General features: G+C 70.3%; 18 protein-coding genes and 3 pseudogenes. 10 read left to right on the top strand and 11 right to left on the bottom strand.

Going from position 1 to position 23,969, the window contains the following annotated elements; genetic code table 11:
- The first annotated feature begins 16 nt into the window (after positions 1 to 16).
- The 5 genes and pseudogenes from AB0M02_RS43745 to AB0M02_RS43725 all read left to right on the top strand — a co-directional run bounded on the left by AB0M02_RS43745 (position 17) and on the right by AB0M02_RS43725 (position 5,824).
- Positions 17 to 544 (top strand): MauE/DoxX family redox-associated membrane protein, encoded by a 528-nt coding sequence (locus AB0M02_RS43745; RefSeq protein ID WP_364238425.1) that lies wholly within the window; start codon positions 17 to 19, stop codon positions 542 to 544.
- A 245-nt stretch (positions 545 to 789) separates the two neighbouring features.
- Entirely contained in the window at positions 790 to 3,918 is a 3,129-nt protein-coding gene (locus tag AB0M02_RS43740; RefSeq protein ID WP_364238424.1) for a hypothetical protein, read from the top strand.
- 166 nt (positions 3,919 to 4,084) lie between these two features.
- Positions 4,085 to 4,681: pseudogene (locus AB0M02_RS43735) on the top strand (HNH endonuclease family protein); the annotation flags it as partial.
- 57 nt (positions 4,682 to 4,738) lie between these two features.
- Positions 4,739 to 5,137, top strand: a pseudogene (locus tag AB0M02_RS43730) (proprotein convertase P-domain-containing protein); the annotation flags it as partial.
- Positions 5,138 to 5,188: 51 nt separating this feature from the next.
- Complete coding sequence (locus AB0M02_RS43725; protein WP_364238423.1) at positions 5,189 to 5,824, top strand: DUF3159 domain-containing protein; 636 nt, start codon at positions 5,189 to 5,191, stop codon at positions 5,822 to 5,824.
- A 41-nt stretch (positions 5,825 to 5,865) separates the two neighbouring features.
- Here AB0M02_RS43725 and AB0M02_RS43720 read toward each other — a convergent pair whose 3' ends face one another.
- The 4 genes from AB0M02_RS43720 to AB0M02_RS43705 form a co-directional block, all read right to left on the bottom strand.
- Positions 5,866 to 6,681, bottom strand: a complete 816-nt coding sequence (locus tag AB0M02_RS43720) for a slipin family protein (RefSeq protein ID WP_364238422.1) — start codon at positions 6,679 to 6,681, stop codon at positions 5,866 to 5,868.
- Between the two features lie 189 nt (positions 6,682 to 6,870).
- Positions 6,871 to 7,062 (bottom strand): ferredoxin, encoded by a 192-nt coding sequence (locus AB0M02_RS43715; protein ID WP_364238421.1) that lies wholly within the window; start codon positions 7,060 to 7,062, stop codon positions 6,871 to 6,873.
- A gap of 13 nt (positions 7,063 to 7,075) precedes the next feature.
- Entirely contained in the window at positions 7,076 to 7,846 is a 771-nt protein-coding gene (locus tag AB0M02_RS43710) for an SDR family oxidoreductase (RefSeq protein WP_364238420.1), read from the bottom strand.
- Between the two features lie 5 nt (positions 7,847 to 7,851).
- Complete coding sequence (locus AB0M02_RS43705; protein WP_364238419.1) at positions 7,852 to 9,039, bottom strand: cytochrome P450; 1,188 nt, start codon at positions 9,037 to 9,039, stop codon at positions 7,852 to 7,854.
- 61 nt (positions 9,040 to 9,100) lie between these two features.
- Here AB0M02_RS43705 and AB0M02_RS43700 point away from each other — a divergent pair, with 61 nt between their 5' ends.
- Positions 9,101 to 9,706 carry a helix-turn-helix domain-containing protein gene (locus AB0M02_RS43700; RefSeq protein ID WP_364238418.1) on the top strand — a complete coding sequence of 202 codons (606 nt, stop codon included), beginning with the start codon at positions 9,101 to 9,103 and terminating at the stop codon, positions 9,704 to 9,706.
- On the opposite strand, the gene AB0M02_RS43695 is transcribed toward AB0M02_RS43700, so the two are convergent.
- From AB0M02_RS43695 to AB0M02_RS43680, 4 genes are read right to left on the bottom strand one after another with little or no spacing between them, the layout of a single operon-like run.
- Complete coding sequence (locus AB0M02_RS43695) at positions 9,707 to 10,009, bottom strand: DUF1905 domain-containing protein (RefSeq protein ID WP_364238447.1); 303 nt, start codon at positions 10,007 to 10,009, stop codon at positions 9,707 to 9,709.
- Positions 10,010 to 10,030: 21 nt separating this feature from the next.
- Positions 10,031 to 10,351, bottom strand: coding sequence for a hypothetical protein (locus AB0M02_RS43690; protein WP_364238417.1), 321 nt, complete (start codon positions 10,349 to 10,351; stop codon positions 10,031 to 10,033).
- A complete protein-coding gene (locus tag AB0M02_RS43685) occupies positions 10,344 to 11,399 on the bottom strand; it encodes an FAD-dependent monooxygenase (protein ID WP_364238416.1) in 1,056 nt (351 codons plus the stop codon). Before AB0M02_RS43685 ends, AB0M02_RS43690 begins: the two co-directional genes overlap by 8 nt.
- A 35-nt stretch (positions 11,400 to 11,434) precedes the next feature.
- Positions 11,435 to 12,580 (bottom strand): helix-turn-helix domain-containing protein, encoded by a 1,146-nt coding sequence (locus AB0M02_RS43680; RefSeq protein ID WP_364238415.1) that lies wholly within the window; start codon positions 12,578 to 12,580, stop codon positions 11,435 to 11,437.
- Positions 12,581 to 12,709: 129 nt separating this feature from the next.
- Here AB0M02_RS43680 and AB0M02_RS43675 point away from each other — a divergent pair, with 129 nt between their 5' ends.
- The 3 genes from AB0M02_RS43675 to AB0M02_RS43665 all read left to right on the top strand — a co-directional run bounded on the left by AB0M02_RS43675 (position 12,710) and on the right by AB0M02_RS43665 (position 18,088).
- Positions 12,710 to 14,908 (top strand): aminotransferase class III-fold pyridoxal phosphate-dependent enzyme, encoded by a 2,199-nt coding sequence (locus AB0M02_RS43675; RefSeq protein WP_364238414.1) that lies wholly within the window; start codon positions 12,710 to 12,712, stop codon positions 14,906 to 14,908.
- A complete protein-coding gene (locus AB0M02_RS43670) occupies positions 14,909 to 16,501 on the top strand; it encodes an FGGY-family carbohydrate kinase (RefSeq protein WP_364238413.1) in 1,593 nt (530 codons plus the stop codon).
- A 75-nt stretch (positions 16,502 to 16,576) separates the two neighbouring features.
- Positions 16,577 to 18,088 (top strand): hypothetical protein, encoded by a 1,512-nt coding sequence (locus tag AB0M02_RS43665; protein ID WP_364238412.1) that lies wholly within the window; start codon positions 16,577 to 16,579, stop codon positions 18,086 to 18,088.
- Here AB0M02_RS43665 and AB0M02_RS43660 read toward each other — a convergent pair.
- Entirely contained in the window at positions 18,085 to 18,339 is a 255-nt protein-coding gene (locus tag AB0M02_RS43660) for a hypothetical protein (RefSeq protein WP_364238411.1), read from the bottom strand. The genes AB0M02_RS43665 and AB0M02_RS43660 overlap by 4 nt on opposite strands.
- Before the next feature lie 343 nt (positions 18,340 to 18,682).
- Here AB0M02_RS43660 and AB0M02_RS43655 point away from each other — a divergent pair.
- Positions 18,683 to 19,768: pseudogene (locus tag AB0M02_RS43655) on the top strand (LLM class flavin-dependent oxidoreductase).
- A gap of 8 nt (positions 19,769 to 19,776) precedes the next feature.
- Here the strand turns inward: AB0M02_RS43655 and AB0M02_RS43650 are convergent.
- Positions 19,777 to 20,568, bottom strand: coding sequence for a sulfite exporter TauE/SafE family protein (locus AB0M02_RS43650; RefSeq protein ID WP_364238410.1), 792 nt, complete (start codon positions 20,566 to 20,568; stop codon positions 19,777 to 19,779).
- A 255-nt stretch (positions 20,569 to 20,823) separates the two neighbouring features.
- The gene (locus tag AB0M02_RS43645) at positions 20,824 to 23,916 is read right to left on the bottom strand and encodes a glycoside hydrolase (protein WP_364238409.1); all 3,093 of its coding nucleotides are present in this window, start codon (positions 23,914 to 23,916) and stop codon (positions 20,824 to 20,826) included.
- Positions 23,917 to 23,969: the final 53 nt, after the last annotated feature.

Here is a 23,969-nt window from a genome sequence, read left to right as displayed (position 1 = left end):
ATACGGCTCGCACCTGATGAAATGGGCTGGAATGTATCTGGAATGTATCTGCAGAGTCATGCTGATCGTGGTCCTCGCCGCCGCGGTCGCCGGCAAGGCACGCGCGTTCGGCGCGTTCGCCGCCTCGCTGCGCGAGCTGGGGCTGGGCCGCGCGGCACCGGCCGCCGCGGTCGCCACCGTCGCCGCCGAGTCGGCCGCCGTGGTGCTGCTGGCCGTGCCGCGCTCGGCCCGCCTCGGCTACGGCCTCGCGGTCGTCCTGCTGGTGACGTTCATCGCCGGAATCTTCGCGGCGGTCCGCTCGGAGCGGCCTGTGACCTGCAATTGTTTCGGTACGGGCAGCGAGCAGCTGTCTGCCGTCCACGTCGTGCGCAACGGCCTTCTCCTCGGTGTCGCGGTGACCGGTCTGGTCAGCGCGACGGTGTGGCCGGCCCGGTTCCCCGGGCTCGCCGAGGGCGCGCTGACGGGGACGTTCGGCGCGCTCTTCGCGATCGTCCTGATCCGCTGGGAGGACCTGCACGCGATCCTGAGCACCGCTCGACATTGACATCGGTTATCCGAGATCGTACGGTCGTCCCTGAGGGGCCAAGCGAGAATGAAGCGGCCGATGTTCGCCGTTCTCCGTCCCCTGTTTCGCGATGCGCATTCTGCGATTTCGCCATTCCGCGCCGATCGGCCCGGCTCATTTTTTCCGGAATTCGCACCCATCCAGCACCCCCACTGCCTCGAATCGATAGCGACCGATGAGCGGTCGACCGGTTGGCGGACCGGTCCTCGAAGCGAGGAGAGCACATGAGGCTCAGTGCAGGTCCGGTCCGACGACAGCGATGGTGGGCACGGGCGCTCACCATGCTGCTGATGGCCGTGGGGGTGACCGCGCTGCACGCACCGGCACCGGCCGCGGCGGCGGAGGCGGACATGTGGGGGTTCGCACTGGTCGACTCCGGTGGCGCGTCCACCGGCTCGACCTTCGTACCGGACACGGCGCGGCAGGACACGAACTCCGGGGTACAGGTCACGGCGACAAAGCGCGGCACCGGCGCCGTGACGGTCCGGTTCCCGGGGATGGCCACCCCGGTGCTCGGCGTCGCACACGTCACGCCGGCCAGTCAGCTACGGGAGTGCCAGCTCGGCGGCGGGTACGGCACCGAGGGATCCGACGTGGTGATCGGCGTGGTCTGCCGTGACCAGAACGGCCAGGCGGCCGACTCCAAGTTCTCGATTCTCTACACCGTGTCCAGCGGGCCGCTGCGGGCCTCGCCGGGCGCGTACGCCTACCTGGTCGCCGACCAGCCGAGCGTCGCGTCGTACCGGCCGGCGATCAGTCAGATCACCGGGGACAACGTGGAGGTGGGCCGGGTCGGTGTCGGCGAGACCCGGGTCAGGTTCGACGGCACGGCCTTCGCCGCCGATGGCGGGAACTACCAGATCACCGCGCTGGACACACCGGCCCGGTGCGCCTGGACCCGGTGGTCCCGGCCGGTGCCCGCCTCCTTCCAGGTCGTGGTCACCTGCGTGGACCTGGCCGGCAACCCGGTCGACGCGAAGTTCACGCTGAGCTTCACCCGGATGCGGTCCATCCTGGGCACGACCGACGGCCTGTTCGCATACCTCAACACCGACCGCGCCACCAACGGCTCGGAGGCGTACAACTCGTCGGGCCAGATCAGCGAGGTGGAGCAGGTGGTCGGCCTGCTGGACCGGATCACGATCCCCCTGGCCGGCGGCTCGCCCGCACCGTTCCTGGTGCTGGCCGTCGCGTTCGGGCCGCCCAGGGCGGTCTGCGGCATCAGTGACTGGCAGATCGTCACAGCACCGAGGCGGGAGGCCCGGGGCACCACGGAGTGCTTCAACAAGGCGCAGCAGTTCCAGCCGGTAGCGGTTCAGTTCGTGTCGCCGCGTGGCGGCGGCGCGGCGGCCGACACACCGCTGCCGGAGACGGCGCTCCAGGTCACCGGCGCGTACGAGTTCCTGTTCAACCCGGTGTCCGCCGCGGTCACATACACGCTGGTGGGCACCGAGTTCGACGCGGACCCGTCGCTGCTGCGGGTACGGGTGAACGGCACCGACGTGCCCGCCTCGAAGATCAGTGTCCAGCCGACCAGGGCGGTGGTCTCGTCGGCTTTGGTCGACGGGCGCAACGTCATCGAGTTCGAGGCCGTGGACTACGTCGGCCGGACGCTCACGGCGACCCGGACCGTGTGGGCGGGCTCGCACACGCTGCGGGTGCGGGTCGTCGACGAGGCCGGCAACCTGGCCACCGACGGCGCCTCCGTCGACCTGGCGATCAGCGACGACCAGCGGATCGCCAGCAACCAGTACACCCCGAACGGAACCTACGAGTTCACCAACGTGCCCGCCCGAACCGTGATGCTGCGGGCCGGATCGTCCACCAGGGGCATCGGCAGCGTCGGGGTGATGGGCAACGCCGGGACCGCGACCGTCGTGCTCCGGCAGCTCGGCACACCGAGCGACGTCAACAACAACGACTTCAGCCAGGGCACCGCCGGCTGGAACGTCGCCAACGCACCGGTCGCCATCGTCAACCATGTGGAGGGCGACTACCAGCCCACGGCCGGCAAGTCGATCACCGGGACCCTCGGGGCACCGGCGAACGCGCAATCCAAGGCGGCGGGTTCCCGCTCGGCCAAGGCCGGTATGGCGCCGGCCCCGGCTTCGGTCGCCAAGCGCGCCGCGAAGGCGGCCGCGGCGGACGACGTCGACATGGCCGTGTTCACCTACGGTCAGGGGGAACGGTTCGTCACGCGGACGTTCCGTACCTACGCCGGGATGACCGACGTGCGGCTGCGGTACCGGTTCATCACCACCGAGGTGCCGGCCGGCTACTACGGCAGCCCGTTCAACGACTACTACCGGGTGCACGTACGAACCGGCGGTGGCGGGTCGGCGTACGAGGCGGCCAGCATGAACAGCCTCGGCCTGCACCAGTTCGACTACTACACCGGCGCTACGCGGTGGCGGGAGATCCGGGTGCCGGTCAACCCGGACGGCGACGTGGTCCAGGTGATCGGCGGGGTCGCCAACGTGGCCGACCCGTACTTCGACTCGGCGCTGGTCATCGACATCGTCGAGCAGGCGGTCGTCCAGGTCACGCCGGGCGCCGCGTGGAACCCGCGGACCGGCGGGCTCGACGTGTCGTACACGATCGAGGGTGGTCCGCTGCGAGCCGACACGCAGCTGGCGCTCTACTGGGCGAACGGGACCGGTCTCACCAACCGGCTCGGCGGGCCGATCACGACCATCCGGGTACCGGCCGGCACCGGGGCCGGGCGGCACGTCACCAACGTCCCCGGCGACCTGCTCGGCAACGATCCGGACGGCACGACACATCTGGTCGTGGTGGCCGGGACGGACCGGGTGGCCTCGGTTCGCGACGTGGGGCTCAATTTCGGGGTGGGCGCGCGACGGCATCCGTCCGACGTGCGGCTGGTCGACATCGTCAAGGACGGGCTGCGCGCGGCGGGCCAGGACGGCGCCGTGGTCTCCAGCACGATCCGGCGCCCGGAGGACCAGGCGCGCGTCATGTTCAAGAACCTGACCAACTCGAGCCGGACGCTGGCCCAGAACATCGCTCAGCAGCGGGCCGAGTACGGCGCCAACGGTGACCTGGTCATCGCCGAGTTCGAGCGGCAGACGGCCGGTTACACCACGGTCGCGCAGGCCGTCGCGAACAGCGCCGCCATCCAGGCGGCGATGCTCACGGAGATCAACCGGATCGGCTGCAAGAACGTCACCGACCACTGCAACGACCCGGCCAAGGTGACGGTGTTCGACATCGCCTCGAGTTCGTTCGGCACGAACGCGGGCCTCTTCCGGTCGGCCACCGAGGGCCGGGTGGGGGAGTTCCGCGACGAACGCTCGCGCAACAACTGCTACCACCTGTCCGTCGACAACCCGTGACCGAAGCCTGACCTCGCACAACCCGGCCCGGGTGCCCGCGGTGAACGCCGCGGCGACCCGGGCCGGGCCCGGCCGGAACTCATCGGTATAACCCAGCTGACATTGCCGGGGGCCCACCGGTCGCCCGCAGAATCCGGATAACCCTCTCATCCCCGGGGAGTCCGCGATGAAACGCACGCTCCTGACCGCCACTCTCACCGCCGCCGCCCTCGCCGGTGGCCTGATCGCCGTCGTCGCCGCCGGGCCCGCCCAGGCCGCCGTCGTCTCCCAGCCACTGCGCACGATGGTCGCCAATCTGCCGGTCGCCACCGAGATCCGCACCGGTTACAACCGGGACCTGTTCAACCACTGGATCGACGCCGACGGCGACGGCTGCAACACCCGGTACGAGGTACTGATCGCCGAGGCCACCACGACCCCGAGTGTCGGCTCCGGCTGCACGCTCAGCGGCGGACGGTGGCTGTCCTACTTCGACGGCGCCACCTGGACCGACCCCGCCGACCTGGACATCGATCACCTGGTGCCGCTCGCCGAGGCGTGGGACTCCGGCGCGCGCAACTGGACGTCCGCGCAGCGCCAGTCGTTCGCCAACGACCTGGGCGACGGGCGGAGTCTGGCCGCGGTCACCGACAACGTCAACCAGAGCAAGGGCGACCAGGATCCGGCCGAGTGGGTGCCGTCGGTGAGCAGTGTGCTCTGCCGGTACGTCACCGAGTGGACGGCCGTGAAGACGCGCTGGGGTCTCAGCGTGGACACGACGGAGAAGAGCCGCCTCACGTCGTACGCCGGCTCTTGCACCAACAGCACGGTGACCGTGGACGTGGTCCTCGGCGGCGGCGGCTCCACACCGACGCCCACCGGCACGGGCGGAACCTGCTCCGGCACGAACGGCACCGACGTCACGATTCCCGACGCCGGGTCGCCGGTGACAAGCTCGATCACGATCTCCGGTTGCGCGCGGGCGGCGTCCTCGTCGTCCACCGCCTACGTCAACATCGTGCACCCGTTCCGCGGCGACGTGTCGATCTACCTGTACGCCCCCGACAACACCTACTACATCCTGAAAAATGCCAGCAGTTCGGACAGTGCGGCTAATGTCGTGACCACCTACACCGTGAACCTCTCCAGTGAGACCGCCAACGGGACGTGGCGGCTCAGCGTCAAGGACGGCTACTCGGGTGACACCGGGTACATCAACACCTGGACGCTGACCGTCTGAGACCGCCCACTGTTGGGTTAGGCTGCCCTAACCTCGACAGACAGGGTGGAGATGGCACAGCCGGAATCCCTCACGCAGTTGCTCAACGGGCGCCGGGCGGCGATCGACGCCACGCTGCCCGCGGTCGGGTTCGCCCTCGGTTGGCTCCTCGCCGGTCACTCCATCTGGGCCGGCGCGGGAGCCGCCGTCACCTGCGCGGTCGCCATCTCGATCTGGCGGCTGCGGGGCGGCGACAAGCCCCGCGCCGTCCTGATCGGCCTGCTCGGCGTCTGCGTCGCCGCCCTGATCGCCCTGCGCACCGGCCACGCCGAGGACTTCTTCCTGCTCCAGCTGCTCAGCAACGCCGCCAGCGCCCTCGCCTGGGTGGTCAGCATCGTCATCCGCTGGCCACTTCTCGGCCTCGTCGTCGGCGCCGTCCTGGGCCAGAAGACCCGCTGGCGCCGCGATCCCGCCCTGCTCAAGGCGTATTCACGCGGCAGCTGGGTGTGGGTCCTGCAATACGTCATCCGGGTCGCGGTCTTCCTGCCCCTTTACGCCGCCGGCCAGGTCGTGTGGCTCACCGCCGCCCGCGTCGCCCTGACCTGGCCCCTGGTGGCGGCGTGCCTGGCGGTCAGCTGGTGGGTCATCCGCCGCACGCTGCCGGCCGGTCACCCCGGCCTGCGCCACCCCGTCGACCAGGCAGCCTGAGCGTTTCGGCCGCGCATAGTGGAGATGCGCGGCCGAAATCGTCAGTCGGCGAGCCGGTCGCTGTGCTTGTCGAAACCGATGTACAGACGTGCGGCGGCGTTCGCGCCCAGGGCGCCCAGTGCCTCCAGCTCGCGCAGGCGCAGCAGGGCCGGGTGCTCGGCGTACGCCTCGGCTGCCGCGGCGAGCCGGCGCAGTGCGTCCACCTCGGCGTCGGCGCGGATGCGCTGGGCCTCGGCGTCGGCCTCGGCGGCGCGGCGGGTCGAGTCGGCCTTGGAGCTCGCCTCCAGTGCCTCGCGGTCGGCGCGTGTGCGCGCCTCGACCATCTGCGCCTCGGCCATGCGCTGGGCGGTGAGCACCCGGTTCATGACGTCCTGCAGGTTGCCGGGGAAGACCAGATCCTTCACGTCGGCCCGGATGATCTCGACGCCGTAGCTGGCGGAGACGCCCTCGACGTCGCGGAGGATGTCCTCGCTGAGCTGGTTGCGGTTGGTGAGGATGGCCTCGAGCGTCATGGACGCGAGGGAGCGGCGGGCGGCGAGCTGGACGTCGCTGTAGACACGGTCGCCGTAATCGGTCACGCGCTCGACGGCGGCGACCGGGTCGGTCACCCGGAAGTGGGTGATGATGTTGACGCGTACGGCGACCTTGTCGGCGGTCAGGATCTCCTGGCCCTTGATGTTGAGCTCCCGCTCGCGCAGGTCGACGAAGACGACCTCGACGGTCGGCACCCGGCGGTTGCCGAGGCGCCGCTTGGGCAGCTCGTAACGGCCGGGCTCGAGGACCTGGTCGAAACGGCCGTCGACGTATCGCAGACCGCGGAAACCGCTGCGAACAATTACCTCACGACGAGTGGGCATGAATTCACCTCATTCTGAACACATAGAAAAGGGTGGCCCCGTAGCGGGTCCGACGGGAAGGATCCGTCGCCTGGAGAGCAGCGGGCGAGCATGGTGTGATCGCCAGTGAGTCCGCTGCGTGGGCGCTTTCTTCTGGAGCCGCCGGGGCCGCATTCAGAATGGCAAGGGCAGCGATCTCCCTCAAACTATTTAATCGGCCGTGATGGCCGCCGCCGGGCAGACCGCCGCGGCCTCCCGGACGGTTTCGTGCAGTGCGGCGGCCGGGGACGGTTCGAGGAGGACGACGACGCCGTCCTCCTCGCGCTGGTCGAACACCTCCGGCGCGAGCAGTACGCACTGACCCGCGCCGCAGCACCTGCCCTGGTCGACGCTGACGTGCACAGCAACCTCCGGCTCAGTCGTGGAACGTGGCGCCGCCGTCGATCGACCAGACCTGCCCGTTGATCCACTCGGCGTCGTCGGAGAGCAGGAACGCCACGGTCGCGGCCAGGTCGGCGGGCCGCCCGAGACGGGTGCTGTGTGTGGCGGCCAGCCCGGCGGCCTTGAACTCCTCGCTCATCATGCTCAGCGCGGTCTCGCTCATCACCATGCCGGGCGAGACGCCGTTGCAGCGGATCCCCTCCCGGCCCCACCGGGACGCGACGTGCCGGGTGAGGGCGTTGATGCCGGCTTTCGCCGCGGCGTACGCCGGACGCGTCGCCTCCCCCACGCAGGACGCCAGCGACGACGTGTTGACGATCGCGCCCCCGCCGCCCGCCAGCATCACCGGGATGACCGCCCGGCACGACAGCGCATAGCCGAGCAGGTCCACCTCGAACGTGCGCCGCCACACCGCCGGATCCATCTCCAGCAGATCGCCGTCGCGCCCGACGGTCTCCGGTGAGAGGTCCGCGCCGACGTTGTACAGCCCGTGCACGGTCCCGAACTCGCTCTTCGCCCGGTCGACCAGCGCCCGGATCGACGCCTCGTCGGCGAGGTCGAAGGCGACCGCCAGCCCGATGCCGCCGGCCGCCACGATCTTCCCGGCGGTCTCGTTCGCACCGGGCAGGTTGATGTCGCCGACGATCACCTGGGCACCCTCGGCCGCCAGCCGCTGCGCGGTCGCCGCGCCGATGCCGGTCGCTCCACCGCAGACCACGATGCTCTTCCCGGTAAGCCTGCTCATCGGGGTCACCACCGGACCATGACCTGCTCGATGCCGCCGATGAGCAGCCCGTGCCGGACCGGGAGCTCCGAGGCGGGCACGGCCAGATGCAGGCCGGGCAACCGGTCGAGCAGGACGGTGAGCGCGGTCTGCAACTCGGTCCGCGCGAGCGCCTGCCCGATGCACGAGTGCGGCCCCGCGCCGAAGGCCAGATGCGGGTTGGGCGTACGCCGAAGGTCCATCTCACCCGCCTCACCGAACGCCGCCTCGTCCCGGTTCGCCGCCGCCATGCTGTTGACGACCGTGGTCCCGGCCGGCAGCGTCGTGCCGCCCACCTCGATCTCCGCGCTGAGATAGCGGGGCATGCCGAAGCCCGGGTTGGCGTCGAAGCGCAGCACCTCCTCGACCGCCGTACGCACCAGCGCCCGCTCCCCCAGCAGCTGCTCCCAGCGGCTCCGGTCGGCGAGCAGCATCGCCGTCATCTTGCCGATCATGTTGGCGGTGGTCTCGTGGCCGGCGATCAGCAGGCCCTGCGCGGTGCCGATCAACTCCAGCGGCGACAGCTCCTCGGCGAGCAGCTCGCTGATCAGGTCGTCACCCGGCTCGACCCGTTTCGACTCGATGAGCGCCCACAGATACTCGCCGAACTCCAGCTGGGACGCGTCGATCTCGTCCTGCTTGTAGCGGCTGAGGCTGAGCATCGTGTCGGACCAGTAGGAGAACCGTCCCCGGTCGTCGTCCGGCACACCGAGCAGCTCGCAGATCACCCAGACCGGCAGCGGGAAGGCGAAGCCCTGGATGAGGTCGGCCGGTGCGCCACCGGCGATCATGTCGTCGAGCAGCCGCTCGGCCGTCGCGGCGATCCTCGGCTGCATGGCGTTCATGCGCTTGGCGGTGAAGTAGCGGCCGACCAGGCGCCGCCAGCGCTGATGGGCCGCGCCGGTGGGCGAGACGTCGGGCTGCTCGGACCCGAACACGCCACCCGACTCGTTGGCGGTGACCCGCGCGGCACCGTCGGCATGCAGCTGCCGGGTGAACCGTGGGTCGCTGAGAACCTGCCGTACGTCCTCGTAGCGGGTCAGGAGCAGGGCCTGGTCGCCGCTCGCGAGGCGGACCGCGGCGACGGGACAGCGGTCGCGCAGCTCGGCCCACTCCGGCGGCGGTTCCAGCGCGGTGGGCTGAGCGAACGGGTACTCCGGAAGGTCGCTCGACATGGATCCCCCCTCGGTTCACTTATGCTCGTCAATCTAAGACGGTCCTCTTAACATCACAAGGATGAGGAACACCCGGGCGCTGCTCCTGGACACCGCGGAGCGCCTGTTCGCCGTGCACGGGGTCGCGGCGGTGTCGAACCGGCAGATCAGCGAGGCGGCGGGGCAGGCCAACAACTCGGTGATCGCATACCACTTCGGATCCCGGGCGGACCTCATGCGGGCGATCGTGCGGCCGCACAACCTCGACATCGAGGAACGGCGGTCGGCGCTGCTGAACTCCGGTGCCGCCCGGACCACGCTGACCGACTGGGCCGGCTGCCTGGTCCGGCCGATCACTGATCATTTCGAGTCACTCGGCACGCCGAGCTGGTACGCACGGTTCGCCGCGCAGGCCACCACCGACCCGGCACTGCGCGACGTGGTGACCGAGGAGGCGCTCTCCACCCCCTCCACACAGCTCACGCTGCGGGAGATCACCCTGCGCACGCCGGCGCTGCCGCCCGTGGTGCTGCGCCAGCGCACGGACATGACCCGGCTGATCGTCGTGCACCTGTGCGCCGAACTCGAACGCGCCCTGCACGACGGCACCGCCGACACCACCTGGGCGAACACGGCGGACGCCCTGATCGACGCGCTGAGCGGCCTGTGGACCGCCCCGGCACGATGATCAGAGGTCGACCAGTTCCAGGATGACCGTGGTCGTGTCGCCGGCGGCGAGTTTCTGCGCCGTGCGGATCGCGCGTTTCACCGGCAGGACGTAGGCGCCCCGCTTGCTGTCCGGGAAGATCGACGTGCGCCACGTGCTGGCGCCGATCGTGGCGCGCACCCGGACGGAGCCGAAGCCACGGGGCTGGTCGGCGGTCAGGTCACGGATCTCCGCGGAGTCCTCGACCGGGACGCTCACGAAGGTCCAGCTCTCGTCGCGGCGGGCGTCCCAGATCCACAACTCGGCCTCGAACTCGACAATCACAAGTCGCAGCATGCCACGGGGCTACGACAGAAACTGGGCGGCGAGCTCCCGGTAGCGGGCGGCCCCAGCCGACGCGTCGGACCAGCTGATCACGCTTCCCGGCATGCGCGCGAGCGACTCCACCTGGTCGGCGACGCGCAGGTACTCGTCGTGGGCAAAGGAGCGGCAGGCGGCACAACCGACCGAGGACGGCATCGTCGAGGTCATCGCCAGCGGCACTTCGCGGCCGCACCCGGTCCGGACGACGGCCGGGGCGTCGGCGGCCAGGCCGAAGGTGGCGGCCAGCATCTCGCGGGCGGCCAGATCGGCGCCGAGCTTCGCGTCGATGTGGATGTCAGGCACGCAAGGGAGCGTACGTCTCCCGGTAGGTCTTCGGGCCGATCACCGGCATCACCAGGTGCCGCAGCCACACCGGCAGGGCCGCCGCCCGCGAGAACCGGTCGGTCGCCGCCTGCACGTGGGCCACCCGTTCCCGGCGCAGCGCCTCGAACCGGGCGCCGACGGTGTCCCAGTCCCCACCGGCCAGAAGATCCGACAGCGCGAGCGCGTCCTCCACCGCGAGCGCCGCACCCTGGGCCCACACCGGCGCGGTGGCGTGCGCCGCGTCCCCGATCAGCACCCGGCGGCCGGACACCCAGCTCGGCAGGCGGATCTCCTCGATCGGCGAGTGGATCAGCGACGACGGCTCGGCCAGCACCGCCCGGACCGGCGACGGGAACGACGCGAACGTGCTGTGCAGCCACCCCGGGTCGTCCGCGACCGGCCCGCCGGCGGTGGCCGAGGCGTACGCGTAAACCTCCTCCCCGTCCACCGGTATCAACAGAAACGCCCCACCCGCACCGGACCACACCGTCCAGCAGTCCACGCCCGGGTTGGGCGCCATGAACCGCCAGCTGGCCGCGCTGAGCAGCGACGCACGCACCCCGTCACCGCCGAACACCGCGCTGCGCACCGCCGACCGCACCCCGTCCGCGCCCACCACGAACTCATAGGTCTTGCGCTCACCACCGGCGAACTCGACGTCGAGCCCGTCCACGGCCGTGACCGTCGCGTGCCGCACCGGGATGCCGTCGCCGAGCAGCGCGAGCAGGTCCGACCGGCGCACACATCGCGGCTGGGCGCCCGTGCCCCAGAACGCGTCCTCGTCGACCCCGAAGAGCAGCCGCCCGTGCGACGTCCGGTACTCCCGGCGCCGCGTCGGCCGCCCCACTGAGCTGAGATCGATCCCGAGCGCCGCAAACGCGGTCACCGCGTTGCCCGGCAGATTGATCGCCAGCCCGGCGCCACGGTCCACGTTCCGTTCGACGACCTCGACCGGGACATTCCGGTCGATCAGCGCCCGCGCGAGTGCCAGACCCGCGATTCCCCCGCCAACCACGAGAACAGTCATTCGGGCATCCTGGCGTAAGAAACGGACCAACGCTGTCAGATCGAGGGCCGATAGGCCAGCACCAGGGACAGCTCGAAACGCGCACGCGGGTCGTCCAAATCGTCACCGAGCAGGTCACGCAACCGGTTGAGGCGATAGCTGACGGTCTGCGGATGCACGAACAACTCGGCTGCCACCGCCGTACGCGATCCCCAGTGGCGCAACCAGCTCTCCAGAGTGACCAGAAGCTGATCGCGCTGCCCCGCACGAAGCCCCGCGAGCGGCGCCAGCCGCCGCGCCGAGAGAACCGCGAGTGCCCCGCTCTCCCCACGCAACGCCAGGGCCGCGAAATGGTCGTCCGCGAAGACCGGATCGGGCCCGGTGCCGGCCAGCTCGGCGGTGCGCTCGGCCAGGCGGACCGCTTCCGGCACCTCCGGCCAGCCGAGCGCCGGGCCGACCACCGCGTCGCGACCCGCCAGCGCTTCAGCGAGTGCCGCGCGCTCAGCTCGCGGACCGGACCGCAGCAGGAGTACGGCGTCCCGGCCCCGTTCAACGACGATGCCGTCCCCGCCGAACCGGAACCGCGCGTCGCGCGCCTGGTCCAGCGGCAGCAGCACCGGCACCACCGCCTCGAGCGACGGCCAGCCGATCCCCAGCGCCGCCTCCCGCGCCACGTCCGGTGGCGCACCGCCGCGCAGCAGCAGATCGGCCACCTGGCGCCGCCGCCGGTCACCCTCGCCGGCCTGTTCGCGCAGCTGACGGGCCAGACCGTCGGTGCAGGCCGCGGCGAGCTCGTCGACGTACGCGCTGGTCGCGTCGGACAGATCGATGATCTCGTCGACGGTCACCGGCCGCACCTCGGCGAGCGACTGCGAGGCTGTCCGCAGCAGCATCCGGGCCGCCGTCCGCAACGTCGCCAGCAGCGACTCCGGCCCCCTGTTCTCGCGCGCCTCGGCCGCGCCGAGCGCCACGAACACCTCCCGGATCCGTGGCGGCAGCGCGGGCTCGCCGGTGCCGGCCAGGTCGGCGAAACGGTCCAGGGCGACCCGGACCGCGGTGTGCACGTCACGCTCGAACTTCGCGCCGGACGCGGGGTTCATCTCGCCGACCGCCCCGGCGATGTCCCGGACCGCGTCGGGCAGGCGGGGCCGCAGCGCGCCGGCCAGGTCGGCGGGCAGTCGCTCCCACGGCGTGCTCGTCAATTTGTCACCTCGTGATAAATGTACGGGCACATCCTGTTGGTTCGAAGACGGTGCTTTGTGCCTGGAACAGGATGACGATGGGATCGGTCAGTCGCCTGAAAAGATCGGACAGCGCTCGTGAAACACCGGATGTCCCGTCAGCACGTCGTCGACATGTGCCGCACCATGCTGGACCGCGGATACCTCAAGGCGACCGAGGGCAACGTGTCGGTTCGCGTACCCGGCCACGAGCTGTACGCGGTGACGCCGAGCAACTACGACTACGACAGGATGCGGGTCGAGGACATCTGCATCGTCGATTTCCAGGGCAAGCACGTGCCGGACCCGGACGGCGCGGGCGGTCTCGTGCCGTCGATCGAGTGCGGGATGCACGCGAACATCTACCGCTCGCGCCCTGATGTGAACGCGATCGTGCACACGCATCAGCCGTACGCCTCCGCCCTTGCCTTTCTGCGCAAGCCGATCCCGGCGCTCACCGACGAGCAGGTGCGCTTCCTCGGCAAAGAGGTCGCGATCATCGACTACGCGCCGTCGGGGACGTCGTTTCTCGCCAAGAACGTGCAGAAGAAGGTGGTGAGCGGCGACAACGCGTTCATCATCGCGAACCACGGCGTGGTGGCGCTGGGCACCGACCCGGACCGGGCGGTGTTCAACATGGCGCTGCTGGAGAAGGTGTCGATCGCGTACCTGATGGCGCTGACCAGTGAGGCCGGCAAGGTCTACACGATTCCGGCGACGATTCGGGAGATCGCGTTCAGCAAGCTCCGCAAGGACGAGAAGCGGATCGCCGCGCAGATCGTGGAGGCCGTCGAGCCGGTGCGGGTGCCGGAGGACGAAGAGCTGCCAAGCGTTTCGGACATTACCGAAATTTCGGAAAAATCCGAAGGCTATTCGATCAGCGAGTATCTCGACGTCGACGACACCATGCGCCGCCTCAAAGCCCTGGTCAACCAGCCGGTGAGAGGACTGCGGCACGACGCCCTGCTCGACGTCCTGAACTACTTCGAGACCAAGTGCCGCGCCAGCAAGGAGATCACCGAACGCGCGAAAACGCGCATCCCCGGGGGCGTCCAGCACAACCTCGCGTTCAACTACCCGTTCCCGCTCGCGATCGACAAGGCCGAGGGCGCCCACCTCACCGACCGCGACGGCAACGTCTACATCGACTTCCTGCAGGCCGGCGGCCCGACGATCCTGGGCAGCAACTACGCACCGGTCAACGAGCAGGTCGCCGAGGTGATCAAGGAGTCGGGCCCGGTCACCGGCCTGTTCCACGAGTACGAGCTGAAGCTCGCCGAGATCATCAACCAGTACATGCCGCACATCGAGATGTACCGGTCGCTCGGCTCCGGCACCGAGGCCGTGATGGCCGCCGTCCGGGCCGCCCGCGCGCACACCGGCAAGAAGATGGTGATCAAGGTCGGCGGCGCCTATCACGGCTGGTCGGACACCATGGTCTACGGCCTGCGCGTGCCGGGCAGCTTCCGGATGAACGCCAAGGGCATCCCGTTCGGCGCGACCGGGCGCACGCGCGAGTCCTTCCCGCACGATCTCGGCACGCTGAAGCGCAAGCTGATCGAGAACCGCCTGCGTGGGGGGACGGCCGCCGTCGTGGTCGAGCCACTCGGCCCGGAATCCGGCACGCGGCCGGTTCCGCACAACTTCAATGCGAGCGTACGGGCACTCTGCGACGAATTCGGCGCACTGCTCGTGTTCGACGAGGTGGTGACGGGCTTCCGTACCGGGCTGGGCGGTGCGGCCGGCTACTTCGGTGTGACGCCCGACCTGACCGTCTTCGGCAAGGCCGTCTCCGGTGGCTACCCGATGGCCGGCGGTGTCGGCGGGCGTACCGATGTCATGTCGGTCTTCGGCTCCGGCCTGGACGGCAAGTCCGGCGCGCACATCCAGGTCGGCGGCACGCTGTCGGCGAACCCGCTGTCCTGCGCGGCCGGCTACTTCGCGATCAGGGAGATGGCCCGGACCAACGCGCCGGTGATCGCCGGCCGGGCCGGTGACCGCCTCACCCGGGGGCTGCAGCGGCTGATCGACAGGTACGGGCTGCCGTACGTCGCCTACAACCAGGGCTCGATCGTGCATCTGGAGTGCAGCGGCGTCATGCTGCTCGACATGCGCAACCCGGTGAAACTGCTCAAGGAGAACAAGGGCCGCAAGAAGCTGATGGAGCAGATGGGTGCCGCGTACGCCGCCCACGGCATCATCACGCTCGCCGGCTCGCGGATGTACACCTCGATGGCCGACACCGACGAGGTCATCGACGACGCCCTCAACCGTTTCGACCAGGTATTCGCCCAGGTCGAGGGGGTCTAGGTGGCCGTACCGCCGCAGGTGCTCGCCATCGACCTGGGCACGTCCGGGATGAAGGCCGCCCTGGTGTCCGCCGAGGGCACGGTGACCGGCTGGGCCGAACGCCCGGTGGCGCTGCACGTGCTGCCCGGCGGCGGTGCCGAGCAGGACCCCGTCGCCTGGTGGGACGCCCTCGCCGAGGTGGTCGCCGACCTGGGCCGCGACCACCCGGAGCACCTGCGCGCGGTGACCACGATCTGCTCGTCGACGCAGGGCGAGGGCACGATCGCGGTGGACGCGAACGGCGACCCGCTCACCCGGTGCATCAGCTGGCTGGACATGCGCGGCCTGCCGCACCTGCGCCGGCAGTTCGGCGGATTCCCCGCCGTCCAGGGGATGTCCGTACGCCAGATCGCCCGCTGGCTGCGCCTCACCGGCGGCATGCCGTCGGCGACCGGCAAGGATCCCGCCGCACACATGCTCCTGATCCGCGACGACATGCCGGGCGTGTACGCAAAGACCAAAACCTTCCTCAACGTCCTCGACTGGGTCAATCTGAAGCTGACCGGCCGCACGGTGGCGACCGTCGACTCGATCCTGACCTCGTGGGTCACCGACAACCGGAAGGCCCCCCAGATCCGGTACGCACCCACGCTGGTCGCCGCCAGCGGGATCGACGCGGACAAGTTCCCACCGATCGTGGCCTGCACCGAGGTGATCGGCACACTCGCCCCCAGCGCTGCCGATCACCTCGGTCTCCCCCGGAACGTCCAGGTGGTGGCCGGCGCCATCGACAACACCGCGGCCGCCGTCGGCGCGGGCACCGTACGCGACAACGAACCCCACCTCTACCTGGGCACCTCGTCCTGGATCGCCGCGCACGTGCCGGCCAAGAAGACCGACGTGCTCACCGGCATCGCGTCGATCCCGTGCGCCATCCCGGACCGCTATCTGATGACCGCGCTGCAGGCGACCGCCGGCGCGAACCTCACGTGGCTCCGCGACAAGATCGTGGAGTTCGACGACCCCATCGTCAGCGCCGGTCACGTGAGCCGCGACGAGGGCACGATCTTCGACGCCTTCGACAAGATCATCCCGACCGTGCCCGCCGGAGCCGACGGCGTGCTCTACATGCCCTGGCTGTACGGCGAGCGCGTACCCGTCGACGACCCGAACCTGCGCGCCGGCTTCCTCAACATCTCGCTGGAGACCACCCGCTCCGACCTGCTGCGCGCGGTCTTCGAGGGTGTCGCCCTGAACACCCGGTGGATGGCCCGTGCCGTCGACAGGTTCCTCGGCAGGCCGATGGAGACCCTGGTGATCACCGGCGGTGCCGCCCGCTCCGAGTCGTGGTGCCAGATCTTCGCCGACGTGCTCGGCGTCGAGATCAGGCGGGCCGCCGACCCGGTCGCCGTCAACGCGCGCGGCGCCGGCTGGATCGGTGCGGTCGGCGCCGGGATGATCACTTTCGACGACATCCCGGGGTTCGCGCGCAACGACCACGTCTACCGGCCGGGTGCCGATCGGTCCCGGTACGACGAGATCTACGACATCTATCAGGACCTGCACAAACGACTGGCGCCGGTCTACAAGCGACTGCATCGCCGGAACGGCTGACACTACCGAGGGCTACCGTACGCGTACGGAAGTCGGGTAGTTTTGCTACGGCCCGCAGGCCCTCGGGAGGTCGTGGTGACCACTCCCTTGCGCCCTGGATGGATGACCCTGGGGTCGCTCAACAGTGAGGATCTGCACGGCCGGCCAGGTCCGGCACGTGCCGCTGCTCTGCGTGCCGCTGCCGGAGACCCACGGCACCGCATACTGCACCTGACCGACGCGTGCTACGGCGCGCTCGCCGCCGGCGAGGCCCGGCACGCCCTGCAGATCCTCGACCAGCTGGACCGCGCGGCCGGCTCACCCGACCGGCATCTCGCGGCGCTGCGCGCGTGGGCGATGCAGCTCGACGGAAACTGGTATCCGGGTGGCGTCGGCGCCGAGACCACGATGGACCCGGCCGGCTCGTTCGTCACCCCCGCGCCGGGCAGCCCCGAGACCGAGCTGATCGAGCACCTGGTCGCCGACGGGCCACCCAGCCTCGCCACCGTCCGGGCCGTCACCGAGTCCATGCTGCGCGCCGGCAACCGGGTCGCCGCCGGGCAGATGGCCGCGCAGGGCATCCGCTCGCTGCACACGCTCTCCGTCATGGCGCACCGGCACGGTGCGGTGGCACTCGGCCACTGGTGCGACATCGCCTCCGCCGACCTGATGCACCGCGTCGGCCGCGACGAGGAGGCCCGCCGCCTGCTCGACCAGGCCAGAATGGCCACGACGCTGCGCAACCTGCCCGGCCTGGTCGCGGTCACCCACCTGGTCGAGGGCGACTGGTCGGCCACCCCCGGCTCCCACCCGGAGAGCCTCGGTTACGACCTCGCCCCGCAGCCGGCCGTCAGCGCCGCGGTGGCCCGGCGCGACCCGGACCACGCCACCGTCTGCTACACGGCCGCGGCCAGCTGGGCGGCCGGCCTCCCGCTCCCCCGGCTGCACGCCGCGCTGGACCTGCGCCTGGCCACGCTGGCCTGGTTCGCCGGCGACACCGTCACCCGCCGGCGGCGCCTGCAGGCCGCCCGCTACGCCTGGACCACCGCCGGCGACACGGCCGGCGTGCAGCTGAGCGCCGTGCACCTGCTGATCGCCGACATCGACGAGCGCACCGAGCCCACCGAGGACGTGGTGGCCGGCGTGCTCGCCTGGACCGGTTCCGTCGGCAGCCGCACCTGGTGCGCCGGCCTGGGCCGCCTCCTGCAGCGCGCCGCCGAACACTGGCGATCCGTCGACTGCGCCGAACGAGCCCGAGCCGCATACCTCGCCGCGCTCCCCCTGCTCGCCCGCGACCCCGAGCTGCCCACCCAGTCCGTGGTCATGGACCTGGCCGGCACCGAAGCCCGCAGCGGCCTGACCAGCACCGCCCTGGCCCGCCTGGAACAGCTGTGGGACGCACCGGTCAGCGGCCCACCCGAGCTGGTCCTGACCGCACGCCTGGAGATCGTCAAGGCGATGGTCGCCGCCAGCCGCGACAAACAGACCCTGCTGCTCCTGCGCGCCCGACTGGAGACCATCCTCCAGGACGGCGCGGCCCTGGCCACGGTCGTGACCGCCGCCGAGCAGCAGCTCGCCCACCTCGACCGCCTCCTCGAGACGACCTAGACGGACTGCTTGCGCCACTGCTCCAGCGCCTCGTTGAGCCCCTTGGCCGCCCGCTCCGCCAGCGTCCTACCCTCACCGGCCGACCGATACCCACCCAGCACATCGAGGGGGAATTCCTCCGGCTCCGCCTCACCGGGCCGCTGCCGGAGGACAACGGGCGCGCTCGCGTTCAGCGCCCCCGCCGCGCCGTCGCTGACCGTCCCCATCCCGATGCTCTTCACCTCGCCCCAGGGAATACGAGTCGTGCGCACGTGGGTTCGCACCACGATCCCGTCGGGACGGACGAAACCCCGCACCTGACTGCGCGAAAGACACCCACCCAGAGGACCAGAGCCACCGCACCGAAACCCACTGCCGCAAAGACGTTACCCGTGCCGGATTTCAGCGCATAGTCATAGGCAATAGCGGTGAATATGAGAGCCATGACGCCCAGACAACAGGTCAACACCATATTCCAGAACCACGGTCGCCACGCCGATCTCATGTCTCGGCAGCTCCAAGCTGGACGGTCATCAACGGCCAACAATACACCCAAAGCCCTGCGCTGACCGCCCCCCAGCCGGCCACGGCGGCCGGGCCGCTCCACCCCAAACCTTGGAAGATTCCGTTCGGGGGTATTTTGGCCAACCATCACGGAGTGGATTGCGGCCATGCCTTCTCGAGCTCATTCCATTGCTTGGTCTGGGCTCCTTGAATGGCAGCCTTCTGATTACCGGTCTTGGCGAGCGGAAGGGCAATTCCGTTCACGCTCTTGATCGGGCCCAACTTGCCGAACTGCGCGAACCGGAAGGCGGCCCCGAACCCCACCCTTCCCGTCGACACCACGCATCGACAGCAATCGATGGCCACGCGTTCAAGCCGCTCGTCGCGATCCGGCCGGGTTACTGGCGGCCGGCCAACTTCGCGGCGGCCGCCGCCACCCTGCAGCACCTCTCCGGCAACCGCGCGCTGGTCAACATCGCCTCCGGGCGAGACAACCTCGCGGCGTACGGCGACAGCGAGGGTGACCAGGAGCATCGGTACGGGCGGACGAGGGAGTTCCTGCAACTGGTCCGCAAGCTGTGGACCTCGGACGCCGTGACGTACCGCGGGGAGCACTTCCACGTCACCGGCTCGCCCGTGGCGCTGCGCCCGGCCAAGCCGCCTAGACTCTACTTCTGAGGGGCGTCGGCGGCGGCCGAGCGGGTCGCGGCGACCGAGGCCGACGTGCAGCTGTTCTGGGGTGAGCCGTACGACGGTGTCCGCGAACGGATCGAGCGGCTCCGGGCGCTCAGCGACGCACTCGGCCGGGAGCACGCTCCGCTGGAGTTCGGGCTGCGGATCACCACGTTCGTCCGGGACACGACCGAGCAGGCGTGGGCGGACGCCGAGGCCAAGGTGGCGGAGATCGCCGTCTCCGGAGGCCGGGACCCGAACCGCTTCGTGGCCGTCGGCCAGCAGCGCCTCCTCGACCTGGCCGCCCGTGGAGAGGTGCTGGACGACAACCTCTACACCACGCCGGGCAGGTTCGGCGGCGGTGGCGCCGGGACCACGTGGCTGGTCGGCTCGGCGGAGGATGTGGCGAAGTCACTGCGCAAGTACCAGAACCTGGGCATCACGCACTTCGTGCTCTCGGACACGCCCCACCTGCGGGAGATCTCGCGGCAGGGTTCGCAGTTGCTGCCGCTGCTGCACCTCTGACGCCCGCTTCAGCCGCGGATCATCAGGATCACGGCGATCAGGCCGACCACGACGATCACGGCGCGCAGTGCCGGGTCCGGCAGTCTGCGCCCGAATCGCCCGGCGATCAGGCTGCCGAGGATCGAGCCGGCCGCGATCAGGCCGGCCGGCGCCCAGGCGACCGTCCCGGCCACGATGAAGATCACCGCGGCGACCGCGTTGACCAGGCCGGCGAAGACGTTCTTCACACCGTTGAGCTGCTGCAGCGTGGCGGGCACGAGCAGGCCGAGGATCCCGAGCAGCAGCACACCCTGCGCGGCGCCGAAATAGCCGCCGTAGACGCTGGTCAGGAAGATCCCGGCGGTCAGCAGCAGCCCGCGCCGGCCGGTCGGCCGGGCCTCGACGAGTACGCCACCACCACCCGGTTCCTCGCGGCCGCCGCCCTGCCGCTGCCGGAGGAACCGGGACAGCCAGGGCTGCAGGACGACCAGGACCAGGGCGATCACGATCAGGACCGGGACGATGGCGCGGAAGGCGGACGCGGGCAGGACCAGCAGCAGCACGGCGCCGGTGGTGCCGCCGAGCAGGGCGGTCGTGCCGAGGCGCAGGAGCAGGTGGCGCTGGGTGGCCAGTTCACGGCGGTACGCGTACGCCCCCGCCATCGACCCGGGCACCAGCCCCACGGTGTTCGAGGCGTTCGCGACCACCGGCGGATAGCCCAACGCGAGCAGCACCGGAAACGTGATCAGCGTGCCGGAACCGACGATGGTGTTGATCGCACCGGCCGCGGCACCGGCGGCGAACACCAGCAGGAGATCCACAAGTCGATCATCGTGGACGGCCCCAGCCCGCGCCCCCACAAGTGACGTACCCCGCACCCCCACCCCTGGTGTGTGTGGAGTTGGGCCCACCTGCGCGCCCGAACTCCACACGCTGTGTTTGGCGCGCTTGGTGTGTGGAGTTGGGCCCGCCGGCGCGCCCGAACTTCACACGCTGTGTTTGGCGCGTCTGGTGTGTGGAGTTCGGCCCACCTGCGCGCCCGAACTCCACACGCTGCGGTTTGGTGGGGGAGGGGTTCAGTGGAGGTGGAGGTGATAGACGTGGGTTGTGGTGGTGTCCTCGCTGGTGACGGTGATGGTGCGTGTCGAGGTGTGGCCGGTGACGGTGACGGTGGCGTACGGGTCGGCGGCGGTGGCGGTGACGACGGCGTTGGGGCGGGCCCTCACCCGGTAGTCGGTCACGTCGGGGTCGAAGCCGGGAAGTGGGCGGCCGTTGACGGCGATCGCGGCCAGGTGGGCGTCGGAGGAGACGCCCGGGACCTTGGCGAGGACGTCGATCTCGGCGACTGTCAGGTAACCGTTCGGCACCGGGGTCAGCACCACGCAGATCCGGTCGGTGGTGGCCGTCAGCGCGGCAGGGACCGCGAGCGGACTCGCCGTACCCACCGCGATCTCGGTGCCACCCGCGCAGGTGCCGTCGGCCGCGGGAACGCCGACCCGCAGCGACGCGGGGAGGCCACCACCCGAGGCGCTGTCACGGTAGAGGTGCGTGACGACACCGGTCACGTCCCGTGAGCGTGGGAGCGTCACGGTGAGTGTCTCGGAGGCGTTGCGGTCGCTGGGCTTCCAGTTCGACCAGGCCTTGTCGGTCGTGTCGCCGTTCACCAGCCCGGCCGCCGAGTACCCGCCCTCGGTGAACGTCGCCGTGACCGTGGTACCGGATTCGATCGCGCTGCCCGACGCCGGCTCGGTGACCTGCACACGGGCCGTTGCCGGGAGGGTCGTGCCCGGCACCACCGTGGCGGTTCCGGTCACCGTGACGACGCCGATCGAGGGGAACGGCGGCAGCGCGTCCCAGGTCACGGGCAGTTCGGCGCTACCACCGTGGCGGCCGGCACCGGTCACGGTTGCGGGCAGCGACGGCGCGCCGCCGGGGAAGGTCTTGGCCCGCCCGGGCGAGGTCGAGGTGAACACGTCCACCGTGACCTCCGCGCGAGCGGCGATCCGGTTGCCGAGGACGTCCGTCGCGGTGCCACGCACGGTGACGACGCCCGGCGACTTCCAGACCCGCTCGGGCGGCAGCTTCCAGGTCACCGGCAGTGCACGCGAGGCGCCGCCGGCCAGGACGGTGGTCACGGTGGCGGGAAGCTCCGGCACGCGACGCGGCACGGTGTACGCCGAAACCACCTCGGTACGCACCGGAGTCTCGTCCCGCAGCGCCCACCGCTGGTTGGACCCCGATGTCGGCTGGTACAGCCCCACCCGCGTCCCGTCGGCCGTGGCCTGCCCCGGCACGTCGACGAGCCGCCGCGCCGCCACGTTGATCAGCGTCCAGGTGCCGTCCCCGGTCGTCGACACCACCCACTGCGCACCCTCGTCAGCTGCGGAAACGGCGTCCTCGACCACCACCGCCCCGTCACGCACGGCGAGCCGCTGCCCGGTGCCCGCGTTGCCGATCACGTACCGTTCGCGGTTGCTCAAACCGTCACCGAGCGCGTCCAGGGTCCACAGTTGATCGGCCGCCGCCGGGTCCGACGTCCGCAGCACGGCGCCGCCGTCCGACGGGGTGAGCGAGCGGCCGCTCTGCACACCCTCGAGCCGATAGGTGTGACCCTCGCTCGTCACGGCGCCGGACACGCCGTCGATGAGGAACGTGGTGACCGACTGCGCGGGCACCGTGATCGTGGCCTGCTTGCCGCTGATCCGCACCGGCGTGCCCTTGACCAGCTTGCCGGCGGCGCTGGTGACCACCGGCGTGACGCTCGCCTTTCGCGATATTTCCGAAAAATGCGACAAATCCAGCGTGACGGCCCGGTCGGTCGCCGTCTGATTGGCGTGCACGGCCGTCGCCCCGGTCCCGTCCCCCCGAATCGCGGCAGTCGTCGCGGTGTCGCTGACTTTCACCATGCGATCGCCGGGGTGGATGTAATGGGTGAAGTTCCTAATCGTGTCGAACTTGGTGTTAGTTCGAACAGGGCATGTTTCGAGCGTGTCTGAAATATCGCAATCAAAGGATACGTGAATCGACCCCCACTGCAGATTCCCCTCGGCAACCATGTTGTCCGCGTCCTCGATCGGCTGCCACAACACCCACGCCGACGGCTCCAGCTCCCGAATGTCGTCGATGATCCGCTGAGCCATCCCGAGGCCCGAGTTCATGCTGGTGTAGTCGTTCCCCCAGCTGCCCTCCACCTCGCTCATCCACAACGGCAGCCGCTCCGCCTTCGCCACGTCCCGCGCCGCCGTCCGCTGCCCCGTCCCGTACGCGTGCACGTTCAACTGCGACACCGCTGCCTGCGCGGCGGCCGGGTACCCGTACCAGTCGGTGACGAACGTCCCCGGGTTCGTCTCGTCCGGCGCTGACACGAGGGCGCCCGTCGACGCCGTGGCCAGCCGGTTCTTGAGCGCCGTCACGACCTGCGCCTGCAGAGCCGGCCCCGCGTGCGCCCCCTCCTGCCGCCCGCCGGTGGGCTGCCCGTCCGCGCCGAGCGTCGTACGCCAGTAGTTGGTGTTCGGCTCGTTGAGCGGATCGATCGTGTCGAACGTGATCGCGTGCGCGTCCTCCAGGTGCTCGGTGACCCGCACCAGGTAATCCGCGAACTCGTCCACCCGGTCCGCCCGGATCTGGTCGGTGTTCGCGTCGAAGCCGCCGCTGACGTACCCGCTGACGGTCTGGAAGTACGGCGGCGAGTTGCTGAACGCCTCCCACCGCGTGATCCGGTCCTTGACCTGGTCGACCCACCAGCGTTGCGCCGGGTCCGCGTCGAAGTTCCAGTGTGCCGGGTCGGCGGGGTCCCACCACTCCTTGTCCTGCGGCCCGTACTCCTGTGGCGCCTTCCAGAAACCCGGCACCGCACCGCCCGGCCGCAGGTAGGGCCGGACCGCCGGCGCGTTGCCACCGCCGATGTTGAAGCGGGCGATGTTGAGGTTGAGCCCGTCCTCGCCGAACACCAGGTCGACGAGGCGTTCCCGGATCTCGTCCGGGTAGCCGCCGGTGGCCTCGGCCATCCAGGCCAGGCTGGTCCCCCACCCTTGGAACTCCGGCTGCTGGTAGGAGGGATCGATCGTCACGGTCACACCGGCGGCCGCGGCGGGGGCGGCCGCGGAAGCGGGCGGCGCGGGAAGCATCGCGAGGACGACGGCAGCGAGGACGCCAAGGCGGACGGACATGGGCTCGCCTCTCGTGTTTACGTAAACATCGACCGGTGGACGTCCAGCTATTC

Origin of the sequence: Actinoplanes sp. NPDC051861 (assembly GCF_040681145.1) — a bacterium.
GTDB lineage: Bacteria > Actinomycetota > Actinomycetes > Mycobacteriales > Micromonosporaceae > Actinoplanes.
The sequence above is the reverse complement of the archived record's forward strand: the minus strand, read 5'-3'. Positions and strand labels throughout refer to the sequence as shown.

What these genes read in the sequence shown, in the direction of transcription:
- AB0M02_RS43745 (WP_364238425.1), top strand. Translation starts at nt 17, where the DNA reads ATGAAATGGGCTGGAATGTATCTGGAATGTATCTGCAGAGTCATGCTG.
- AB0M02_RS43740 (WP_364238424.1), top strand. Translation starts at nt 790, where the DNA reads ATGAGGCTCAGTGCAGGTCCGGTCCGACGACAGCGATGGTGGGCACGG.
- AB0M02_RS43725 (WP_364238423.1), top strand. Translation starts at nt 5,189, where the DNA reads ATGGCACAGCCGGAATCCCTCACGCAGTTGCTCAACGGGCGCCGGGCG.
- AB0M02_RS43720 (WP_364238422.1), bottom strand. Translation starts at nt 6,681, where the DNA reads ATGCCCACTCGTCGTGAGGTAATTGTTCGCAGCGGTTTCCGCGGTCTG.
- AB0M02_RS43710 (WP_364238420.1), bottom strand. Translation starts at nt 7,846, where the DNA reads ATGAGCAGGCTTACCGGGAAGAGCATCGTGGTCTGCGGTGGAGCGACC.
- AB0M02_RS43705 (WP_364238419.1), bottom strand. Translation starts at nt 9,039, where the DNA reads ATGTCGAGCGACCTTCCGGAGTACCCGTTCGCTCAGCCCACCGCGCTG.
- AB0M02_RS43700 (WP_364238418.1), top strand. Translation starts at nt 9,101, where the DNA reads ATGAGGAACACCCGGGCGCTGCTCCTGGACACCGCGGAGCGCCTGTTC.
- AB0M02_RS43685 (WP_364238416.1), bottom strand. Translation starts at nt 11,399, where the DNA reads ATGACTGTTCTCGTGGTTGGCGGGGGAATCGCGGGTCTGGCACTCGCG.
- AB0M02_RS43675 (WP_364238414.1), top strand. Translation starts at nt 12,710, where the DNA reads ATGTCCCGTCAGCACGTCGTCGACATGTGCCGCACCATGCTGGACCGC.
- AB0M02_RS43645 (WP_364238409.1), bottom strand. Translation starts at nt 23,916, where the DNA reads ATGTCCGTCCGCCTTGGCGTCCTCGCTGCCGTCGTCCTCGCGATGCTT.